At 37.7% G+C, this 16,290-nt stretch carries 15 protein-coding genes; 5 read left to right on the top strand and 10 right to left on the bottom strand.

What is annotated here, in order from left to right:
* Nucleotide 1: 1 nt before the first annotated feature.
* From H510_RS0107240 to H510_RS20390, 4 genes are all read right to left on the bottom strand, one after another.
* Nucleotides 2-256: a heavy metal-binding domain-containing protein gene (locus H510_RS0107240; RefSeq protein WP_026903718.1), complete on the bottom strand. Its 255-nt coding sequence runs from the start codon at nucleotides 254-256 to the stop codon at nucleotides 2-4.
* Nucleotides 257-779: 523 nt separating this feature from the next.
* Nucleotides 780-1,163, bottom strand: a complete 384-nt coding sequence (locus H510_RS0107250; RefSeq protein ID WP_026903719.1) for an HYC_CC_PP family protein — start codon at nucleotides 1,161-1,163, stop codon at nucleotides 780-782.
* Nucleotides 1,164-1,384: 221 nt separating this feature from the next.
* Nucleotides 1,385-1,960: an ATP-binding protein gene (locus tag H510_RS20385; protein ID WP_211226550.1), complete on the bottom strand. Its 576-nt coding sequence runs from the start codon at nucleotides 1,958-1,960 to the stop codon at nucleotides 1,385-1,387.
* Nucleotides 1,961-2,245: 285 nt separating this feature from the next.
* Nucleotides 2,246-2,707: an AlbA family DNA-binding domain-containing protein gene (locus tag H510_RS20390; RefSeq protein ID WP_211226551.1), complete on the bottom strand. Its 462-nt coding sequence runs from the start codon at nucleotides 2,705-2,707 to the stop codon at nucleotides 2,246-2,248.
* Between the two features lie 140 nt (nucleotides 2,708-2,847).
* Here H510_RS20390 and H510_RS0107260 point away from each other — a divergent pair, with 140 nt between their 5' ends.
* Complete coding sequence (locus tag H510_RS0107260; RefSeq protein ID WP_026903720.1) at nucleotides 2,848-3,186, top strand: four-helix bundle copper-binding protein; 339 nt, start codon at nucleotides 2,848-2,850, stop codon at nucleotides 3,184-3,186.
* On the opposite strand, the gene H510_RS0107265 is transcribed toward H510_RS0107260, so the two are convergent.
* The 3 genes from H510_RS0107265 to H510_RS0107280 all read right to left on the bottom strand — a co-directional run bounded on the left by H510_RS0107265 (nucleotide 3,183) and on the right by H510_RS0107280 (nucleotide 5,936).
* Nucleotides 3,183-3,641: a Fur family transcriptional regulator gene (locus tag H510_RS0107265; RefSeq protein ID WP_245584804.1), complete on the bottom strand. Its 459-nt coding sequence runs from the start codon at nucleotides 3,639-3,641 to the stop codon at nucleotides 3,183-3,185. The genes H510_RS0107260 and H510_RS0107265 overlap by 4 nt on opposite strands.
* A gap of 18 nt (nucleotides 3,642-3,659) precedes the next feature.
* Nucleotides 3,660-4,907: a cation:proton antiporter gene (locus H510_RS0107270; protein ID WP_026903722.1), complete on the bottom strand. Its 1,248-nt coding sequence runs from the start codon at nucleotides 4,905-4,907 to the stop codon at nucleotides 3,660-3,662.
* A gap of 375 nt (nucleotides 4,908-5,282) precedes the next feature.
* The gene (locus H510_RS0107280; RefSeq protein WP_026903723.1) at nucleotides 5,283-5,936 is read right to left on the bottom strand and encodes a VTT domain-containing protein; all 654 of its coding nucleotides are present in this window, start codon (nucleotides 5,934-5,936) and stop codon (nucleotides 5,283-5,285) included.
* 164 nt (nucleotides 5,937-6,100) lie between these two features.
* Between H510_RS0107280 and H510_RS0107285 the strand changes: the two genes are divergently transcribed.
* Both H510_RS0107285 and purH read left to right on the top strand, forming a co-directional pair.
* A complete protein-coding gene (locus tag H510_RS0107285; RefSeq protein ID WP_026903724.1) occupies nucleotides 6,101-6,469 on the top strand; it encodes a DUF4174 domain-containing protein in 369 nt (122 codons plus the stop codon).
* A gap of 91 nt (nucleotides 6,470-6,560) precedes the next feature.
* The gene (gene purH, locus H510_RS0107290) at nucleotides 6,561-8,090 is read left to right on the top strand and encodes a bifunctional phosphoribosylaminoimidazolecarboxamide formyltransferase/IMP cyclohydrolase (RefSeq protein ID WP_026903725.1); all 1,530 of its coding nucleotides are present in this window, start codon (nucleotides 6,561-6,563) and stop codon (nucleotides 8,088-8,090) included.
* Nucleotides 8,091-8,831: 741 nt separating this feature from the next.
* Here the strand turns inward: purH and H510_RS0107295 are convergent.
* Complete coding sequence (locus H510_RS0107295) at nucleotides 8,832-9,665, bottom strand: LytTR family DNA-binding domain-containing protein (RefSeq protein ID WP_026903726.1); 834 nt, start codon at nucleotides 9,663-9,665, stop codon at nucleotides 8,832-8,834.
* Between the two features lie 430 nt (nucleotides 9,666-10,095).
* Between H510_RS0107295 and H510_RS0107300 the strand changes: the two genes are divergently transcribed.
* Nucleotides 10,096-10,491: a hypothetical protein gene (locus H510_RS0107300; RefSeq protein WP_026903727.1), complete on the top strand. Its 396-nt coding sequence runs from the start codon at nucleotides 10,096-10,098 to the stop codon at nucleotides 10,489-10,491.
* Nucleotides 10,492-11,260: 769 nt separating this feature from the next.
* Nucleotides 11,261-11,584, top strand: a complete 324-nt coding sequence (locus H510_RS0107305; protein ID WP_155977882.1) for a hypothetical protein — start codon at nucleotides 11,261-11,263, stop codon at nucleotides 11,582-11,584.
* Nucleotides 11,585-11,670: 86 nt separating this feature from the next.
* Here H510_RS0107305 and H510_RS0107310 read toward each other — a convergent pair whose 3' ends face one another.
* Together H510_RS0107310 and H510_RS0107315 are read right to left on the bottom strand one after the other, a co-directional pair.
* Nucleotides 11,671-13,038, bottom strand: coding sequence for a RagB/SusD family nutrient uptake outer membrane protein (locus tag H510_RS0107310; RefSeq protein WP_162143066.1), 1,368 nt, complete (start codon nucleotides 13,036-13,038; stop codon nucleotides 11,671-11,673).
* A 25-nt stretch (nucleotides 13,039-13,063) separates the two neighbouring features.
* Complete coding sequence (locus H510_RS0107315; protein ID WP_081659221.1) at nucleotides 13,064-16,282, bottom strand: SusC/RagA family TonB-linked outer membrane protein; 3,219 nt, start codon at nucleotides 16,280-16,282, stop codon at nucleotides 13,064-13,066.
* Between the last annotated feature and the right edge of the window lie 8 nt (nucleotides 16,283-16,290).

Below are 16,290 nucleotides of genomic sequence, written 5' to 3' on the forward strand. Positions count from 1 at the left end.
TTTAGTGATTATGGTTATGATGAGTAGTATCGCTATGTATATGTGTGGTATCACTCGCTACATCAGCCTGGGCTACTAAATCCATTTTACATTTAGGGCAAGTACCAGGCTCGTAGGCAATTACTTCTGGATCCATTGGGCAGGTATAGGTTATGTTTTTATCTGTTGCAGTGGCATCATTAGTTTGGGTATTGTTGCTACATGCGGTTACAACTAAGGTTGTTAAAATCACTAAACTTAAAGCTATTCTTTTCATTATAAAAAATTTAAAATCAACCCTTTGCAGGGTTATTATCTGTACATAAAAAAATTAAATACTAAGGTTGGAGATATGCTTTTAGGGTAGGATACCCAAAAACTTGAAATAGGGAACTGTAATAAAGTGCTGTCCTTCGACTTTTCTATCATCTACGTTATTTATTAATATTTCAAATTAAAGCATTCACACACCAGCTCTCCGGCCTCTTGACCGGCCATGTCAAGTTACTTTTTTCCGCAAAAAGTAACCAAAAACTCTCCGCTGCGCCGCTTGCTTCTAAAGGTTCTGCTAAGGCTAATTCTGTAGATACCGCAACCGCCAAGGCGGAATTTAGTGTAAACGGTTGTTTCTACTTAGGCTCCATTATCGAACTACTTTAAAACATCATCACATATTGATTGAAATACTTGCCTGCGGTAAACAGGCATTAAACGTTCAGGACGACATTAACTTGTTTTGCTGTCTCACAAGAAATGGCATTTTGATACAGCTCCGTATTTACGAAGTATCAGGAAGAAAATCAGATTCTGAAATTGCAGTTTTGTAGATAGATGGGAGATTTAGCTCCTAATGGTGGTGCATGACTTTGGTAAGCCAATACCACTTCTTTTGTATTTACAACTTTAAAATCAAATACGGGGATTGGTGATAAAAGCGTTGCAAAAAGTTTAGCCTCTAAAAATTTAGCTGAGCTTGACAGGTGACTGTCTTTAACTTTAAATGTTTGTACCTCATTTTGGCAACATCCAGCATCTTTACTTTCTTTACTAGCCTTTAGATATTTTTCTGAGGTTGTGAAAGTAACCGATTCTAACTCGCCACAGCAATAAAATTTATTTACCGCTACTCCGAAAACGGAAAGCGAGTAAAGAAATACCAGCGTAAGCGTAAATAGTTTTTTCACGCTGTAAAGTTACGTTAATATTTATTAAAAAAACAAAATGGTTTAACTACAAACTTATGGTAGCTATTTGGTACTAGTTTACTGTGAGTAATACCAATTTATAACAAACTATTATTAGCTATATTTCTTGAATAATTGTTAAGTTCCGATATAATTATGAGATTTTGTCTTATATGAAGTATAATATCATTTATCGGACATTTATCGGATATTTAGTGGTTTTATCGGACATAGTATATGTACTTTGTACCTTTTCCCTTACCAATGCGATATAGCAAGTTCTTTTCAACTAGCTCTACTAAATCTCTTCTGGCTGTTTTATCAGAAACAGAAAAGCGACTAACATACTCAGCATTAACAATTTCTGCCTTTAATTTAAAAAACAACAGAGCATCTTTTTGTCTTTCATTAAGTGCCATTTCACGCAAATATTCTTCATTATAAATATCTTTTCTGAACTCTACCCAAAAACCTGAACTTTTAAAAATGAATAAGGGTGCAGGAAGTCCAGAATTTAGACATTGCTCTGTCATTTTAGAAATACCCCGACCCCAAGATTCAATGTATCCGCTACGAAAAAGTGCGTTTGCGATATCAGGATTGAATGGCTTAGACGAGTGCTTGTCTAAAAGTGTTTCGATAGTCCAGTTTTCTGGAAGTTGTCCTTCGTTCCAAATCATTAATTTATCTTTATACACACTAATTTGAATTGGAACACCACCTGCATAGTCTTTATGGGCAACTGCATTTAATAGCGCTTCTCTAATTGCTTCTATCGGATATTCATAAGTTTCCACGCGGTTCAATCCTTCATAGCTTATCAAGGCCTTAATATATTTTGTGAATAGTATTTCTGTTGTCTTTTCAATTTGTTCAAAAAGATTTCCGTGAATTTCGTCTTGAAATCTTAAGTCACTATTACTTTCAAAAAAACCAATCTTTATGTAAGCTCCTACTACATGCTTTTCAGGCTTGGGATGGAAAAGTAAAATAGATGCTCGTTTAAGAAATTTACCCTCTTTAAGTTGTAAATTTTCGATAAGATGTTCATTACTGTCAGCTAAACTTTCTTCATCAATTCTTTAGCTTCTAAAAGCCCGTTTTCGAAAAAAATCAAATATTTCTTGAGTAAAATCATTTATAGAAACATTCGGAATAGGAACACCGTCCCATCTTTTGCCTTTTTTCTCTAGGAGGAACTTATCAAGTGCGGCTCCTTTCAATTCTTGTTTGGTACTTCCGCTTCTGTAATGATATTGCCCTTTGTAATTGACTGGATAAGGATGTTGCTCAACAATAATTTCGATATATTTACCAAAGTTAGTTTGGTGCAGATTAACATCAACCAAAATCCCTAAAGCATCTCTAACCTTGTTTGGTATTTCTTCTAAAAGTTTCTTAGAACCCTGCAAATCAACTACATTTCCAGTATCATCTTTTCCGATAAAAATAGTTCCGCCATAGGCATTTGCAAAACCACAAATCCATTTTATGTACTCATCTCTCCAGATTAATTTAAACTCAATATTTTGCGTTTCTGGCATCACTTCATACAGATTAATTTGAACGTTACAAATTTACTCTTTTTTCTAAAGTTATTTTTGAGGTTTGGATTTTCAAGATTAAGCTTTAAACTTATCACATTTGGCATAATAGCTGATATATCATACCCAAAACATTTAAAATGATACCAGAAAAATACAGAAAATGTATAGAGGCTTGTTTGGCTTGTGCGGTTGCTTGTAACCAATGTGCTACTTCATGCTTAAAAGAAGAAGATGTTACAATGATGGCAAAATGTATACAAACAGATTTAGAATGCGCTGCGATTTGCCGCTCGGCAGCCGAACTGATGAGCTTAAATAGCTCGTACAGCACCCTCATTTGTAATATTTGTGCGGATGCTTGTTATAACTGCGCTTTAGTATGCGAGCAACATGCCGAAATGGGTATGCAGCATTGCCAGATTTGCGCTGAAGCTTGTAGATTATGTGCTGACGAATGTGAGAAAATGGCTGCTTAAGCTTGCCTGCATTTCGCACATATACCGGTAGCTATCAATTGTACATTTTCTACCTGATATCCGGCAGGTACGGTAAATTGAGGCAATACGCATTCATCTAAACAATATAAATGATTGCATTGGGTACAGTTAAAATGTAGATGGTCATGGTGGTGCTCTTTTGCGTTGCACTGGTGTGAGCACATGGCATAGTTAGCTGTACCTTTATGGTCTATTACTTTATGGATGATACCTTTATCTTCAAAAGTTTTTAGGGTTCTGTACAACGTTACCCGATCTATCTCTTTACCTAAAATAGCTTCTAAATCTGGCTGTGAGGTAGCCATCTCACGAGATGTTAACACTTTTAATACACTTAAGCGAGGTTGGGTTTTCTTTAAATCGTTTTCTTCCAGAAGTTTGGTGAAGCTATTGGCCATATCCCATTTGAATTTTTGATTTTCAAATATCATCATTTAAAACAGAGGTTTAAATTATTCGGGTACTTTTTCTTTCTTGATATTTTGGCCCAGATAATTGATGATACGAGGGGCAGAAAAGCCGTGTATAACGATAGATACTAAGATGGTAAAAAATACGGCAGACCATAACTGGTTTTCGAACTTAAAATCTACTTCTTTTATGGCAAAAGATAAATAGAATATAGAACCAATGCCTCTGATTCCTAAAAAACTGATAGCCATTTTCTCTTTGAAATGAAATTTTAAAGCGTATAAACTGAGGTAAGCAGCAAGAGGTCTTATCACCCATAAAAAAGCTACCACGCAAATTCCTATTTCCCAGTTCAGGTATTTTAAACCTCCCTGCACCAAAGAGCCTCCTAACAACAAGAGTACAATTGCTATTAAAATACGTTCTGTTTGGTCGATAAAATTGTGTAAGTGGTGGTGGTAATTGTCTCTTTTTTCTGAATGTCTTAGTGTAAAGGCGCTTATGAAAACAGCGATAAAGCCATAAGCACCAAAAGCCTCTGTAATGCCATAAACCAATAATGTTAAGGCGAGCGCCAGAAAACCATCTTGTGATTTTAGAAAATCAAATCGTTTGGCCAAATTAAAGATTAAATATCCGGTAGCTTTTCCTGCCAGGTAGCCAATGGCAATACCTGCTAAAATTTTATACACCAGCATTAGGGAGAACCATTCCAGTAAGTTATTTTTCTCCCCTATTTGGATAAAAGCAATAGTAATGGCTAACCAGGTAAAAGGGAAAGCCAGACCATCATTTAAACCCGCTTCTGCTGTTAAAGCAAATTTAGTTTCAGATTTATAAGCTTCGTTAGGTGGACCAACTTGTACATCTGATGCCAATACAGGGTCTGTAGGTGCCAGTACAGCCGCCAATAAAATTGCTGAAGCCAAATCAAAATTTAATATATAATAGGCTAAAAAGGCTACCCCTAGCATGCAAAGCAGCATGGCTATGGTAACCAAGCGCAAGGGAGAAGCCCAGTTTTTGAGATTGAAAGGCCTATCTATTTTTATACCTGTACCCATTAAAGAAATGATGACCACCATTTCTGAAAGATGCAAGCTTATATCAGGATGAGCTTTAGGATGAGCAGATGGTAAATGTTGCGGAAATAAACTGTAGATGATAACTCCGAAGACTAAAAAATATAGTGAATAGGAAACTTTAGTTTTTGCGGTAATGGCAGGCATAAAAGTCATGACAAAAGCCGCAGCTCCTATTACTGTTAGCATTACAAGATATTTATCCATAACTTCTATTAACGTTTCTTAAAAACATCTTAAGATTAAGCATTTACGCACCGGCTTTCCGGCCTCTTGACCGGCCATGTCAAGGTACTTTTATTCAAAGTATTTATTTTTACTTTGGCCTTCATGAATGCTTCGCATTTTCCCGTAAAAAGTACCCAAAAACTCTCCGCTGCGCCGCTTGCTTCTAAAGGTTCTACTGGGGCTAGTCTTGTAGATCCCGCAACCGCCAGGCGGAATTGGGTGTAAACGATTGTTTATGCTTAGGCTCGACTAACGAAATACTGGAACACATCATTTAATATTGACTTATATGAAATACCTAGCTGCAGCATGCAGATATTAGATTTCATCATGTCAAAATTAATACCAGCCTAATTAGGAAGTCTTGGCTTCAGATTTTTTAGCGTAAATAGCGCCAATAATTGGCGGCAAGGTGGTAAATAAACTGATGATTAAAATTACCCAGCTAAAATTATTTTTTACAAAATCTAAATTACCAAACAGATAACCCAGAAACAGGAAACTCACAATCCAAATGAAACCGCCGGTAATATTGTAATAAGAGAATTTGCTTATAGGCATTTTAATAACGCCTGCTACAAAAGGTACAAATGTTCTTAATACGGGAAAGAATCTGCTAAACACTACAGATTTGCCACCATGTTTAAGAAAAAACGTCTGCGTTTTCTCGTAATAGCTATATTTTAAAATTCTATTTTCTGGTTTAAATACTTTAGGACCAAAATAATTTCCTAATAAATAATTGACCTGATTTCCGGCAATAGCAGCAATAAAGAGTAATAATGCCAACAGGTAAATATTTAAGCCTGTTCCACCACCAGCTATTAAGGCTCCGGCAGCAAACAATAAGGGGTCGCCCGGTAAAAAAGGCGTTACTACAAAACCTGTTTCGGCAAAAATGATGATGAATAAAATGAGGTAAGTCCAGAACTGATAATTAACAATAATTTCATTTAAATGCTTGTCTATATGAATGATAAAGTCAAATACGTATAAGATAAATTCCACAGCTCTCTTTCTAAATTGAGCGGCAAAAATAATTAATAAAAGGCATACACCTAGTGAACTAATGAAATAGTAATGTAATTTTTAAGATTATTTGATTTACTGCTGAAATTGAAACAATTTCTCATCGTGAACGTTTCGTATTTAATACACTCATAAACAAAAAGATGCAAATCTTAAGCTTGCTTATTCTTGCTTTAAGTCTGGCTTATCGCCCTCCTCAATTTAAAGATTATAGAGAGCTTATCCTATTATCGCCTCGTAAAGAAGACGAAACTTTTCTTCGTCAATTAGCATTATTAAAAGCAGATGAAAAGGGTTTAGCAGAAAGAGACATCAAAGTAAATACTTATTTTTTTGATGAAGGCTTACCCAAGGATAAACTCAAGCTCATTACAAAACCCAATACCTTCACCATCATCCTTGTGGGTAAAGATGGCGGAGAGAAATACCGTTCTCACCAAATAACCAGCCTGAATATGCTTTATAAAATCATTGATGTGATGCCTATGCGCAGAGCAGAAATGGGTAAATAAAAAAGCTTTATTTCATCGTTCATCAATATTGAATTTTACTTCTTAAAGCTTATTGATTTTTCTATCTTTGCGCCTTCAAAAATTTAAATTCATGAACCACCCAGTAAAAATCAAAAACGCCTTAATTTCAGTTTTTTATAAAGACAATTTAGAACCGGTAATTTTACAATTGCAAAAATTAGGAGTAAATATTTACTCAACCGGAGGTACCGAAACCTTTATCAAGAACTTAGGTGTGGATGTTATCCCAGTTGAAGATCTTACTTCGTATCCTTCTATCTTGGGTGGTAGAGTAAAAACTTTGCATCCAAAAGTATTTGGAGGCATTTTAACTAGAAGAGCGCATAGCGGCGACCAGGAGCAGATTGCTCAGTACGAAATCCCAGAGATAGATTTGGTAATTGTTGATTTATACCCTTTCGAGGAGACTGTAAAATCTGGTGCTCCGGAACAAGATATCATTGAAAAAATAGATATTGGTGGTATTTCTTTAATCAGAGCTGCTGCAAAAAACCATCAGGATGTTGTCATCATCGCATCTAAAGATGATTATACTACCTTAAATAATATCTTAGAAACACAAAATGGCGAAACCAGCTTGGAGCAACGTAAGGCTTTTGCAAGAAATGCTTTTCATGTTTCTTCTCATTATGATAGTGCTATTTTCAACTGGTTTAACCAGGGTGATGATGCGTTAACTGTATTTAAACAAAGTGAGCAAAAGGCAACGGTTTTACGTTATGGCGAAAACCCTCACCAAAAAGGTTATTTCTATGGCGATTTAGACGCTATGTTTGATAAATTGAATGGTAAAGAACTTTCTTATAATAACCTGGTAGATGTTGATGCTGCGGTGGCTTTAATTGATGAGTTTACGGAGCCTACTTTTGCCATCTTAAAACATACCAATGCTTGCGGTGTGGCCAGCAGACCAAATTTATTAGATGCATGGCAAGATGCTTTAGCCTGCGACCCAGTTTCTGCTTTCGGCGGGGTATTGATTTGCAATGGCGAGGTTGATGAGGCTACCGCTTTAGAAATCAATAAATTATTCTTCGAGGTTTTAATAGCACCAGCTTATTCTGCTGCAGCAGAACAGGTTTTGACCAGTAAGAAAAACAGGATCATCTTACGTAGAAAGGATGTTGCTTTACCGGGAAAACTCTTTAAAACCTTATTGAATGGGGTGATAGAGCAAGATAAGGACAATACGGTAGAGGGTCCTGAATTGATGACGGCTGTAACAAGGCAAAAACCTACTGAGCAAGAGTTGAAAGATCTTTTCTTTGCTAATAAAGTGGTGAAACATACCAAATCTAATACGATTGTTTTTGCTAAAAACAATACTTTAATTGCCAGTGGTGTGGGGCAAACTTCTAGGGTAGACTCTTTAAAGCAAGCTGTGATTAAGGCAGAAAGCTTTGGTTTTTCTTTACAAGGTGCTGTTATGGCTTCTGATGCTTTTTTCCCCTTCCCGGATTGTGTTGAGCTAGCTGCCGAAGCTGGTATAAGTGCTGTTTTACAACCTGGTGGTTCTATCAAGGACCAAGACTCTATTGATAAAGCTAACGAAAAAGGTATTGCGATGGTTACTACCGGTGTACGCCATTTCAAACATTAGTATGCTGAGGAGCGTAGAAAGTTGGAGGTAAAAAGTACTGAGTAGCAAGTAAAAAGACCTAACTACTGGGTAGTTTATACGACAATTGGGTCTGTGATTTGATTTGTTGTTTTACTTGGAGGTTGTTTTTTCTTGCGCTCGTTTGCAACGAGTGCTTAACATGGTGTGGCGATGGTATCGCTTTTTCTTGTGCTCGTTTGTAACGAGTACTTAACATGGTTTGGCGATGGTATCGCTTTTTTAACAACAAGGACGCAAAGGAATGAGCTGGGTAGTTATGGTGATTTGTTTTTAATCTCTTCAATTGTATCGGTTTAACCGCAAAGATTTTTTTAATGTTTTAACCGCTGAGGGCACAGAGAGCACTGAGCTGGGTGGTTACCTGAAAGTTATAGACTTTTTTTTTGTTTAATCGGTTTAGTTTGTCAAGCGAGGTACGTGGCTTCTCTTTATAAGCTATATGAAGGGATAGCCTTGTATGAAGGGAGAGCTTCGCTTTGTTCGCTATGAACAAAGTAATCGGGACAGCCTTGCGTGATGAGATAGCTTCTTCGTTCCTCATCGCGATGACGAAAAAATGTGTTAGCGATGACAAAAAAGTGTGTTCGCTATAAAACGTTTGTCACTGCGAGGAACGTGGCTTCTCTCATAATACTTATAGGATAGCCTTTAAGAAGAGATAGCTTCTTCGTTCCTCATCGCTATGGACAAAGCAATCGGGATAGCTTTATAGCTGTCAATTTATTTCTCTACCTGATGAAACCAATTTAGGAAACCGCTTAATCTGTTACGACTTACCTTGCATTTTAAAGGTTCATAGGGCATAAATTTTATTTGTAAATGGTAGCTATAATCTGACTTACGATAGTAGCCTTTTAAGGCCCATCTCGCATAGATTTCTGAACGGTTTACCTGCATAAAGTCTTGAGCAGGTAATTTCTTTACGTGTTGCTCTAAAGATTCTGTGGTGTTATATAGTTTTTTGTTCGTAGTATAGATAGTGCCTACGTTTCCATTTTTAATAATGGCTAGTATTTCTATGGCTTTGATGTAAAATACACAATCTCCTAAACTTACCCTCACATTTATTTCTTCACTACTTTGTGCCTTCTTTATGTGGTAGGCTAAATAATAATACCTGAATACATATATCAAATTTAATAGTAAGACCTGAATGGTGATGATTTGAAACTCCACCTGCATATAGCCACTAGCCTCAAAATCATTATCAAAATACCAGAAGTAAAATCTGATAAATAGGTAATCTAGTAACAATACCAGTAACACTCCAAATATCAATTGATAGCTACCTCTTTTCCATAAATTGTCTTCCCAGTTGATACGACTATCTAAATATCGAGTGGTACTATGTACACATTGCAAAAGTGCAACTGCTATCAAAGTACTAAATAGCATTGCCCAATAGTAATTGGTTTGCTGCATGATTTGCCAAAAAGATTTCGTTTGAGGTACAACTACTAGATAGTGAGACACTAATAAGGCTACTATTAAGCGTACACCAAAAGAAAAGTATTTTCCGTCTTTCTTATTCCATAAGGTAATGAATGATTTCATTTGTTCATGTTTTTCAAGTAAAAAATCAAAAGTATAAAGTCAAAAGATGCTTAAATAGTGGATAGTTTACACTTATTTAATATCAGATGTTGATGCCTAACTCCCGATAGCCGGGAGGAGATTGCTTACTCATTTCGGCGAATAGGGTATTTTATGATCGCTTGTTCCTTCTAAAAGCTGAAAACATAAAATAAATCTTTATAAAACAAATCTCAGAAACAACATCATACTGATTATAACTTCATATTTTTTATGGTTTCCTCAAATATATTAGCTCTAAATATCAAGAGCCAAAAAAAAATTTGCATTTCATCATCTAATTTCTACCATTCATCACTTTTGTGGGTTTTCTGTTAGATTTTTTAAGCTTTTAGCCTCTAATTTTGTTAAGCCGGCCGGCCTATCTATTCATCAATTTAAAAAAACAACTATGGAAAAAGTTCCTTTTACTCCCGCTGGTTTACAGCAATTATTAACTACTCTTTACGCTTTGAGCGACCAAGAATTAAATTTAGTAGCTGATGCCTTACACCAAAATTTCAAACTCTGGGTTGCCGAACATTTCGACTTAGATGAAGCTCAACTAGCTTACCTCTATAGTCTTGATGAACGCTTTATTAGTCAGGCTGCTGCTAGAGGAAGCTATTTTATGGCGCATCGCTTACCCATTACTTTAAACAAAATGGAAGCTCCGGCTTTACGAAGCGATGGCAAAGACCGTGGCAAACTGCTCAACTTAAATGAAAGTAGCAATAGCAATTTTATGCCAGAGGAGGGTTATAGCAACCTTGAAGTTTTAACTTTTAATATCACCTATTTTAATTAGTTGAAAAAGGGAACGCTGAAAACCTTGTAACAGAGTAGGCATTAATTCATGATTTTGAAGAATGAAAATAATATGATAATTCCTTAAGCTCAGCCTCGCCTGCCCTCATGCCGGGCAATGGCATTTACTTTTCTCCCGCGAAAAGTAAACAAAAGCTCCCGACTGCGCCCTTTGCTACCAATGGAACTGCTTAGGCTTAAGCAGCACTGCCGCAAAGGCCAAGGTCGAATAAAAGCTTATGTTCAGGTACTGCTTAAAGGATTTATCATAAAAACTCAATCAAATTAAATAAGTGGGATAGCTGCAAGTACATCCCCTTCAAAACAACTGATGCTTACAGTAATAAGCACCTGTTGTTTTAATGCTTCAAGAACAAAGGGGGACGCCGAAAACCCTGTAACAGAGTAGGCATAACCAAAATGTTTGATTTTGAAGAATGAAAATAATATGATAATTCCTTAGGCACAGTCTCGCCTGCCCTCATGCCGGGCAATGGCATTTACTTTTATTCAAAGGGTTTCATGTTTTTCTTTTGCCTTCATGAATGCTTTGCATTTTTTCCGCGAAATTAAACAAAAGCTCCCGACTGCGCCCTTTGCTACCAACGGAACTGCTTAGGCTTAAGCAGCACTGCCGCAAAGGCCAAGGTCGAATAAAAGCTTATGTTCAGGTACTGCTTAAAGAATCTATCATAAAAATCAAATTATTCATTTTCAAACCTTTCATGTAAAACTCTATGGCTTCGAGATGTAGCAAAGCCAAATCAAAGATGAAGAAAAAATTCATCATTCCTATGATTGCTGTAGCAGCAATCTCAGGCGCTGTTTTATTCTCTGCTTTTAAAGCCAATAGTGGTAAAGCAACAGAACAGCTTTGGTTTCAGTATAGTGGTAGTGGCGACCCTACCCAGTCTGAAAATTATGTCCTCTCTGGTAGTGCTGCTCCTGATTGTGGTGGCGACCAGCAAGTTTGTGCAATCAGGGCACTAGACAATGGTTTTGACCAGCCAGAAATTACCAGCACTCTGGCTGCTGAAATCAATGCCGCTGTTAGCAATAATACTCCAAGTGCTAATGTAGGCTTGAGAAATTAATGCTTGAAACGGGGTTATCTCTATAAGTATCATTCGCTTTGCTAAAAAGACTCGAAATAAACTTGAGATAACCTCGTTTTGTTTATCTATCTAGGATTTTGTTCTAATCCTCCTCTTTCTATAACATCACTAGGTATAGGAAATACATAAGCATTGCTATTAGGTAATAAGCTATAGGTTTGCCCGGCTACTGTTCTACTTAAGGTGGTTGATGTTGCTGCTGACAAATTCAAACGCTTCAAGTCATACCACCTTAATCCTCTAAAAATGAGTTCCTTTCGTCTTTCTCTCAAAATCACTTCTAAGGCTACTGCATGATTACTTACCACCATTGGTGTATAGCTCCCATTTCTGAATCTCTTTAGCAATAAGGTATTTAAGTCTGCCATAGCAAGTGTCGTTTCATTTTGCCTTGCCAAGGCTTCTGCTCTGTTTAACAATACTTCTGCCGTGGTTATACCTGTAAACATGCTACTACCGTTTTGCCCACTGTAGTTTCCTTTAAACTGGAAAGTTCCGTCGGCGTTAGCTCTAAAGAAAAGCTGCTTGCGTAAATCTTGTGCTTCATACTGCTGGTAAAGTTCTGGTGATATTCTACATCTGCTTGGGGCCAAAATAGTATAAACTCCTGTTGCATAAAATAGGGTCTCGGCATTTAATCTTACAAAAGGGATATTTGAACTTGTGCTGAGGCTATTGTAATCTATCAAATTATTGTTGATGGCTAAAGCACTATCGGCATAGGCTTTTACCATCGCATAATCTTGTTTATACAAGGCTACTCTAGATAGTAGTGCATAAGTATTACATCGGTCTGGGCGGGTGGCTACTATTCCCCTTGGTTCCAAGAGTTTGCTGGCTTCCTGTAAATCTGTAATGATTTTATCATAGCATGCTGCAAGACTATTTCTACCGTTTACCTGATTAAAATCGCTTGACAACCTAAGCGGTATACCTAAGTCTGTGGCTGCTGTTGCTTCCTGATAGGCGGGTGCAAATATCATCAATAGATTGAAAAAATTATTTGCCCTATGAAATAAAGCTTGGCCTTTTAACTGTGATGCTACATTTTGGTTATCCGAATAATTATTAGCCTCTAAAGTTTCTAATACCACATTACATGCTAAAATAGTACTGTACATCCTTTGCCAGTTGCCAGCATCGCCATCATCTGCTGTATTTCGCCAGAGGTAGATATTTCTTTCTCGCTCAAAGGGAAAGGAATTAAAATCTGCATCGGTAAGAAAGTAGTTGTCTGCTGCTCCTTCTGCTATAGCCGGAACGGTATTGATAAAGGTCTCATCCAATAGGGCTTGCAAATCATTCAGCTTTTGTGGGATTACCAATTGTTGATTGGGCTTTACTTCTAAAAAATCCTGACATGCGGTTAATATCCATAGCAACATGACAGTGGCTACAGAAAAGCGCTGTTTAAATATTTTTATGTTCATCATTTTCATTATTATGTATTATTTCTACTTAGTAACTAGCTCTTAAACCTATAGCAAATGTGGCCCGGGCGGGAATATTTCTACCATAGTCTGGGTCTATACCTGTTTTTGATGCCTGCCATAATATCCCTAAATTACTAGCATAGGCAAATAGCTCTGTTTGCTGTGGCATCCATTTACGTCCTTTATCTTTGGGCTGATAGCTGAGGCGTAAATCTTGCAGGCGGATATGGTCTGCCTTTTCTATCAATGTTTCGGTATTTCCATAAAAGGCGTCCCGCTGACTGTTTAAAGGATACAGGAATGCGGGTACACTTGTTCTTTGTTCATCCCCGGGCTGCTGCCAACGTAAATCATAATCGGGATGGCTGTTACCTATAACCAAGCCGCTATAATCTATGGTTGGTCTTCTAAAGAAGTAGTGCAGTTTAAAACTTAAGCTTACAGACAAACTCATTGGACCATAGGTTAGGGTATTTCTGAATATGCCATTATATAAGGGGATTGCCGAACCATGAAATACCAATTCTTCTACTGCAGTAGATGCGGTTATACTGGCATAGTCTGTACTGGGCTGTCCGTTTAAAATACCTCTAACCGCCCCTGTTTGCGGGTCTAAACCTCCATTTTTATAGCTAAACAGTGGGTATACGGGAAAATTTTCCAGAGGTAATATATTTGCTCCGCTGCTTACATAGTTACGGGCTACAAAATCATTTTCATAACGCTCTACCTCTGTTTTTGTGTAGGCCAGCATCAGCATACTACGCCAAGAAAGCTTTCCTTTCAGATTGATACTGCTAAGAAGCAGCTCTGCTCCTTTTCCTCTGGTAGAGGCGTTATTGATGGTATTAAAGGCAAAGCCTGTAGTGGGATCTATAGGCTCTAAAGCCAATAAATTATTTGTTCTTTTTTGGTAGACATCTATACTTCCACTGAATCTGTTATTTAAGCTCGCAAAGTCTAAAGCTAAATTGAGGGTATTTACCCTTTCCCACTGCAAGGCACTATTAGGTGGATTGATGATACTTGCCATAGGCAAATTGGTAATGCTGTTTACAGAAGGGTCGTAACGTAAAACGGTTAAAGCAGAAATACTGTTGTTAACATTACCGCCCGAGCCATAAGATAAACGTAGTTTTAATAAAGGAAGCTTTTTCCAGTTATAAAAAGCTTCTTCATGGATATTCCAAGCGATACCCGCCGACCATAGCGGTGTGCCTTTCTGGTTTGCTGCTACACCAAATAAATTAGAGGCATCTTTTCTGGCGCTTAAAGTAAGTAGGTACCGTTGTTGATAATCGTATCCTAGCTGCGCATACAGGGAGGTGTTATGGTCTTTTAAACCTGTATTAAACTGATTATTGGGTATATTTCCTGCTAATGCTAAATTCCCGAAGGATGGATATACTGTATTATAATTTACTAAAGCACTGGTAAGAATATCTGGGTCATAACCGTATTGCCTAAAGGCCTCGCCTGTGGTTTTTAGTGCTCTTCGCTCTGCTCCAGCCATCATTTGAAGCTGATGTTTTTCTGCTATGCGTATATCGCCATCTAATTGAAAGCGTAAGGCATGGCTTTGTAATACACTTTGGTTTTGGTCTATAATACCTCCTAGTGGTATTTGACGCTGTACAATGGTTCCATTTAATTGTGTGTACTGGTTAATGAGGTTACGACTATAATAGCTATCCTGACTGTAGTAGTCTAGCTCTTGGCTTTTTTCTTGTTGATATTGATACCTTAAAGAAGCTTTTAAAATGGGTAACACACGCCATTTGGCACTACTTTCCAGCGTAATGTTATTTCTTTTGAGCTGGTTTTCTGCCTCGGTTAATTCCTGCAAAGGCCTGTAGGCCCAATCTAGTAAAAAGGGGTTGGCATCTATAACACTTTGCAGCGTTAGGCTTCTGTAATCTTTGTCTATGGCAAGGGCTTGTCCCTTATCATCTGCCAAACGGGCATAAGGGTAGAGGTTGAAGTTCCCTTGTCTGATTTGACCATAGCCTACCAAACTACGCGATCCATTCCGCTGGTTGTTTGCCTCTACATAGCTAACTGCTGTTTGTAGTTCTAGCTGTTTAAATAATTTTAAGCTTTGGTCTGCTTTAAAAGTATAGCGCTCTCCGCTGTTGGTGTTTAAATGCTGCTGGTTACGGTCGTAACCAGCACTTACTAAAAAATGCTGCCCTGCACTTCCTCCTGATATATGGACATTGTATTGCTGGTTGGTAGCTGGGCGGTAAACATAGCGGCTAAAATCGTCTCTTACATCGTATTGTGCCAGTAGGGTCCGCTGCTGGATATAATCCGCTTCGCTTAAAGTTCCATTGGCTCTGGCTACCAATAGCTCTATACCGGGTGTAAGGGCGGGTAACCTCCTGTTGTTTAATAAAGCATTGTAAAAACCTCTGCTATAAAGAAAAGCTTCTGCCTCCAGATAAGAATTGGTATTGAGTTGCGGTAGGGCAAAAAGATCTGGCTGTTGGGTGTATTGATAGTTTTGGCTAAAAGATACTTTCGTTTTCTGCTCGTACCTTCCTTTTTTGGTGGTAATTACAATTACACCATTTCCTGCTCTGGCTCCCCAGATAGCTGCCGCAGCAGCATCTTTTAAAATCGTGACACTCTCGATATCATTAGGGTTGATATTGTTAATATCACCGGGATAAGGAAAGTTGTCTACCACTACTAAGGGTTCACTGTCTGCATTGATGCTGGTGATTCCTCTAATGCTAAGCCTATTATTGACCCCTGATAAATTGGGCGAATTGCTTCGTCTATCAAATTGTAAAGTAGGTGTTAAGGCTTCCAGACGCTCTACGATATTTGCACCTGTGGCTCTTTGGATCTCTGTTTGTGAAATAGCTTCTGCACTACCTGTCATCCTACCGGGAGCTAAAGTTTGGTAACCTGTACTGATGGTAACCATGTTTAAGGTTTGACTGCCTAGGCTTAAGCGAATGTTTATACTTGTCGGATAAGGTGCTTGTAGTTGAAGCTGTTTTTCCTGATAGCCTACATAATGAACAACCAGACGGAGTGTTGTTTGGCTGGTACTAAAAGTAAAGCTACCGTCTTGCTGGCTTTGTAATTGTAAATCATCTGTTTTGATGCTTGCCCCAACAAGTGGATTGCCTAAGCTATCTGTGATGATACCTTTTAAGGTATAGCTATTTTGGGCTCTTGCTGGCATAGTGCTACAGAGCAAGAGTAGTAGAGAAAGCGTTAAAAGTTTTTGCATGTTTTTGA

The sequence above is a fragment of the Pedobacter glucosidilyticus DSM 23534 genome (genome assembly GCF_000425145.1).
Classification (GTDB): Bacteria; Bacteroidota; Bacteroidia; order Sphingobacteriales; family Sphingobacteriaceae; genus Pseudopedobacter; species Pseudopedobacter glucosidilyticus.

Coding starts and splice junctions, on each gene's coding strand:
- H510_RS0107240 (WP_026903718.1), bottom strand. CDS start 256: ATGAAAAGAATAGCTTTAAGTTTAGTGATTTTAACAACCTTAGTTGTA.
- H510_RS20390 (WP_211226551.1), bottom strand. CDS start 2,707: ATGCCAGAAACGCAAAATATTGAGTTTAAATTAATCTGGAGAGATGAG.
- H510_RS0107260 (WP_026903720.1), top strand. CDS start 2,848: ATGATACCAGAAAAATACAGAAAATGTATAGAGGCTTGTTTGGCTTGT.
- H510_RS0107265 (WP_245584804.1), bottom strand. CDS start 3,641: ATGATGATATTTGAAAATCAAAAATTCAAATGGGATATGGCCAATAGC.
- H510_RS0107270 (WP_026903722.1), bottom strand. CDS start 4,907: ATGGATAAATATCTTGTAATGCTAACAGTAATAGGAGCTGCGGCTTTT.
- H510_RS0107285 (WP_026903724.1), top strand. CDS start 6,101: ATGCAAATCTTAAGCTTGCTTATTCTTGCTTTAAGTCTGGCTTATCGC.
- purH (WP_026903725.1), top strand. CDS start 6,561: ATGAACCACCCAGTAAAAATCAAAAACGCCTTAATTTCAGTTTTTTAT.
- H510_RS0107295 (WP_026903726.1), bottom strand. CDS start 9,665: ATGAAATCATTCATTACCTTATGGAATAAGAAAGACGGAAAATACTTT.
- H510_RS0107300 (WP_026903727.1), top strand. CDS start 10,096: ATGGAAAAAGTTCCTTTTACTCCCGCTGGTTTACAGCAATTATTAACT.
- H510_RS0107305 (WP_155977882.1), top strand. CDS start 11,261: ATGAAGAAAAAATTCATCATTCCTATGATTGCTGTAGCAGCAATCTCA.
- H510_RS0107310 (WP_162143066.1), bottom strand. CDS start 13,038: ATGATGAACATAAAAATATTTAAACAGCGCTTTTCTGTAGCCACTGTC.
- H510_RS0107315 (WP_081659221.1), bottom strand. CDS start 16,282: ATGCAAAAACTTTTAACGCTTTCTCTACTACTCTTGCTCTGTAGCACT.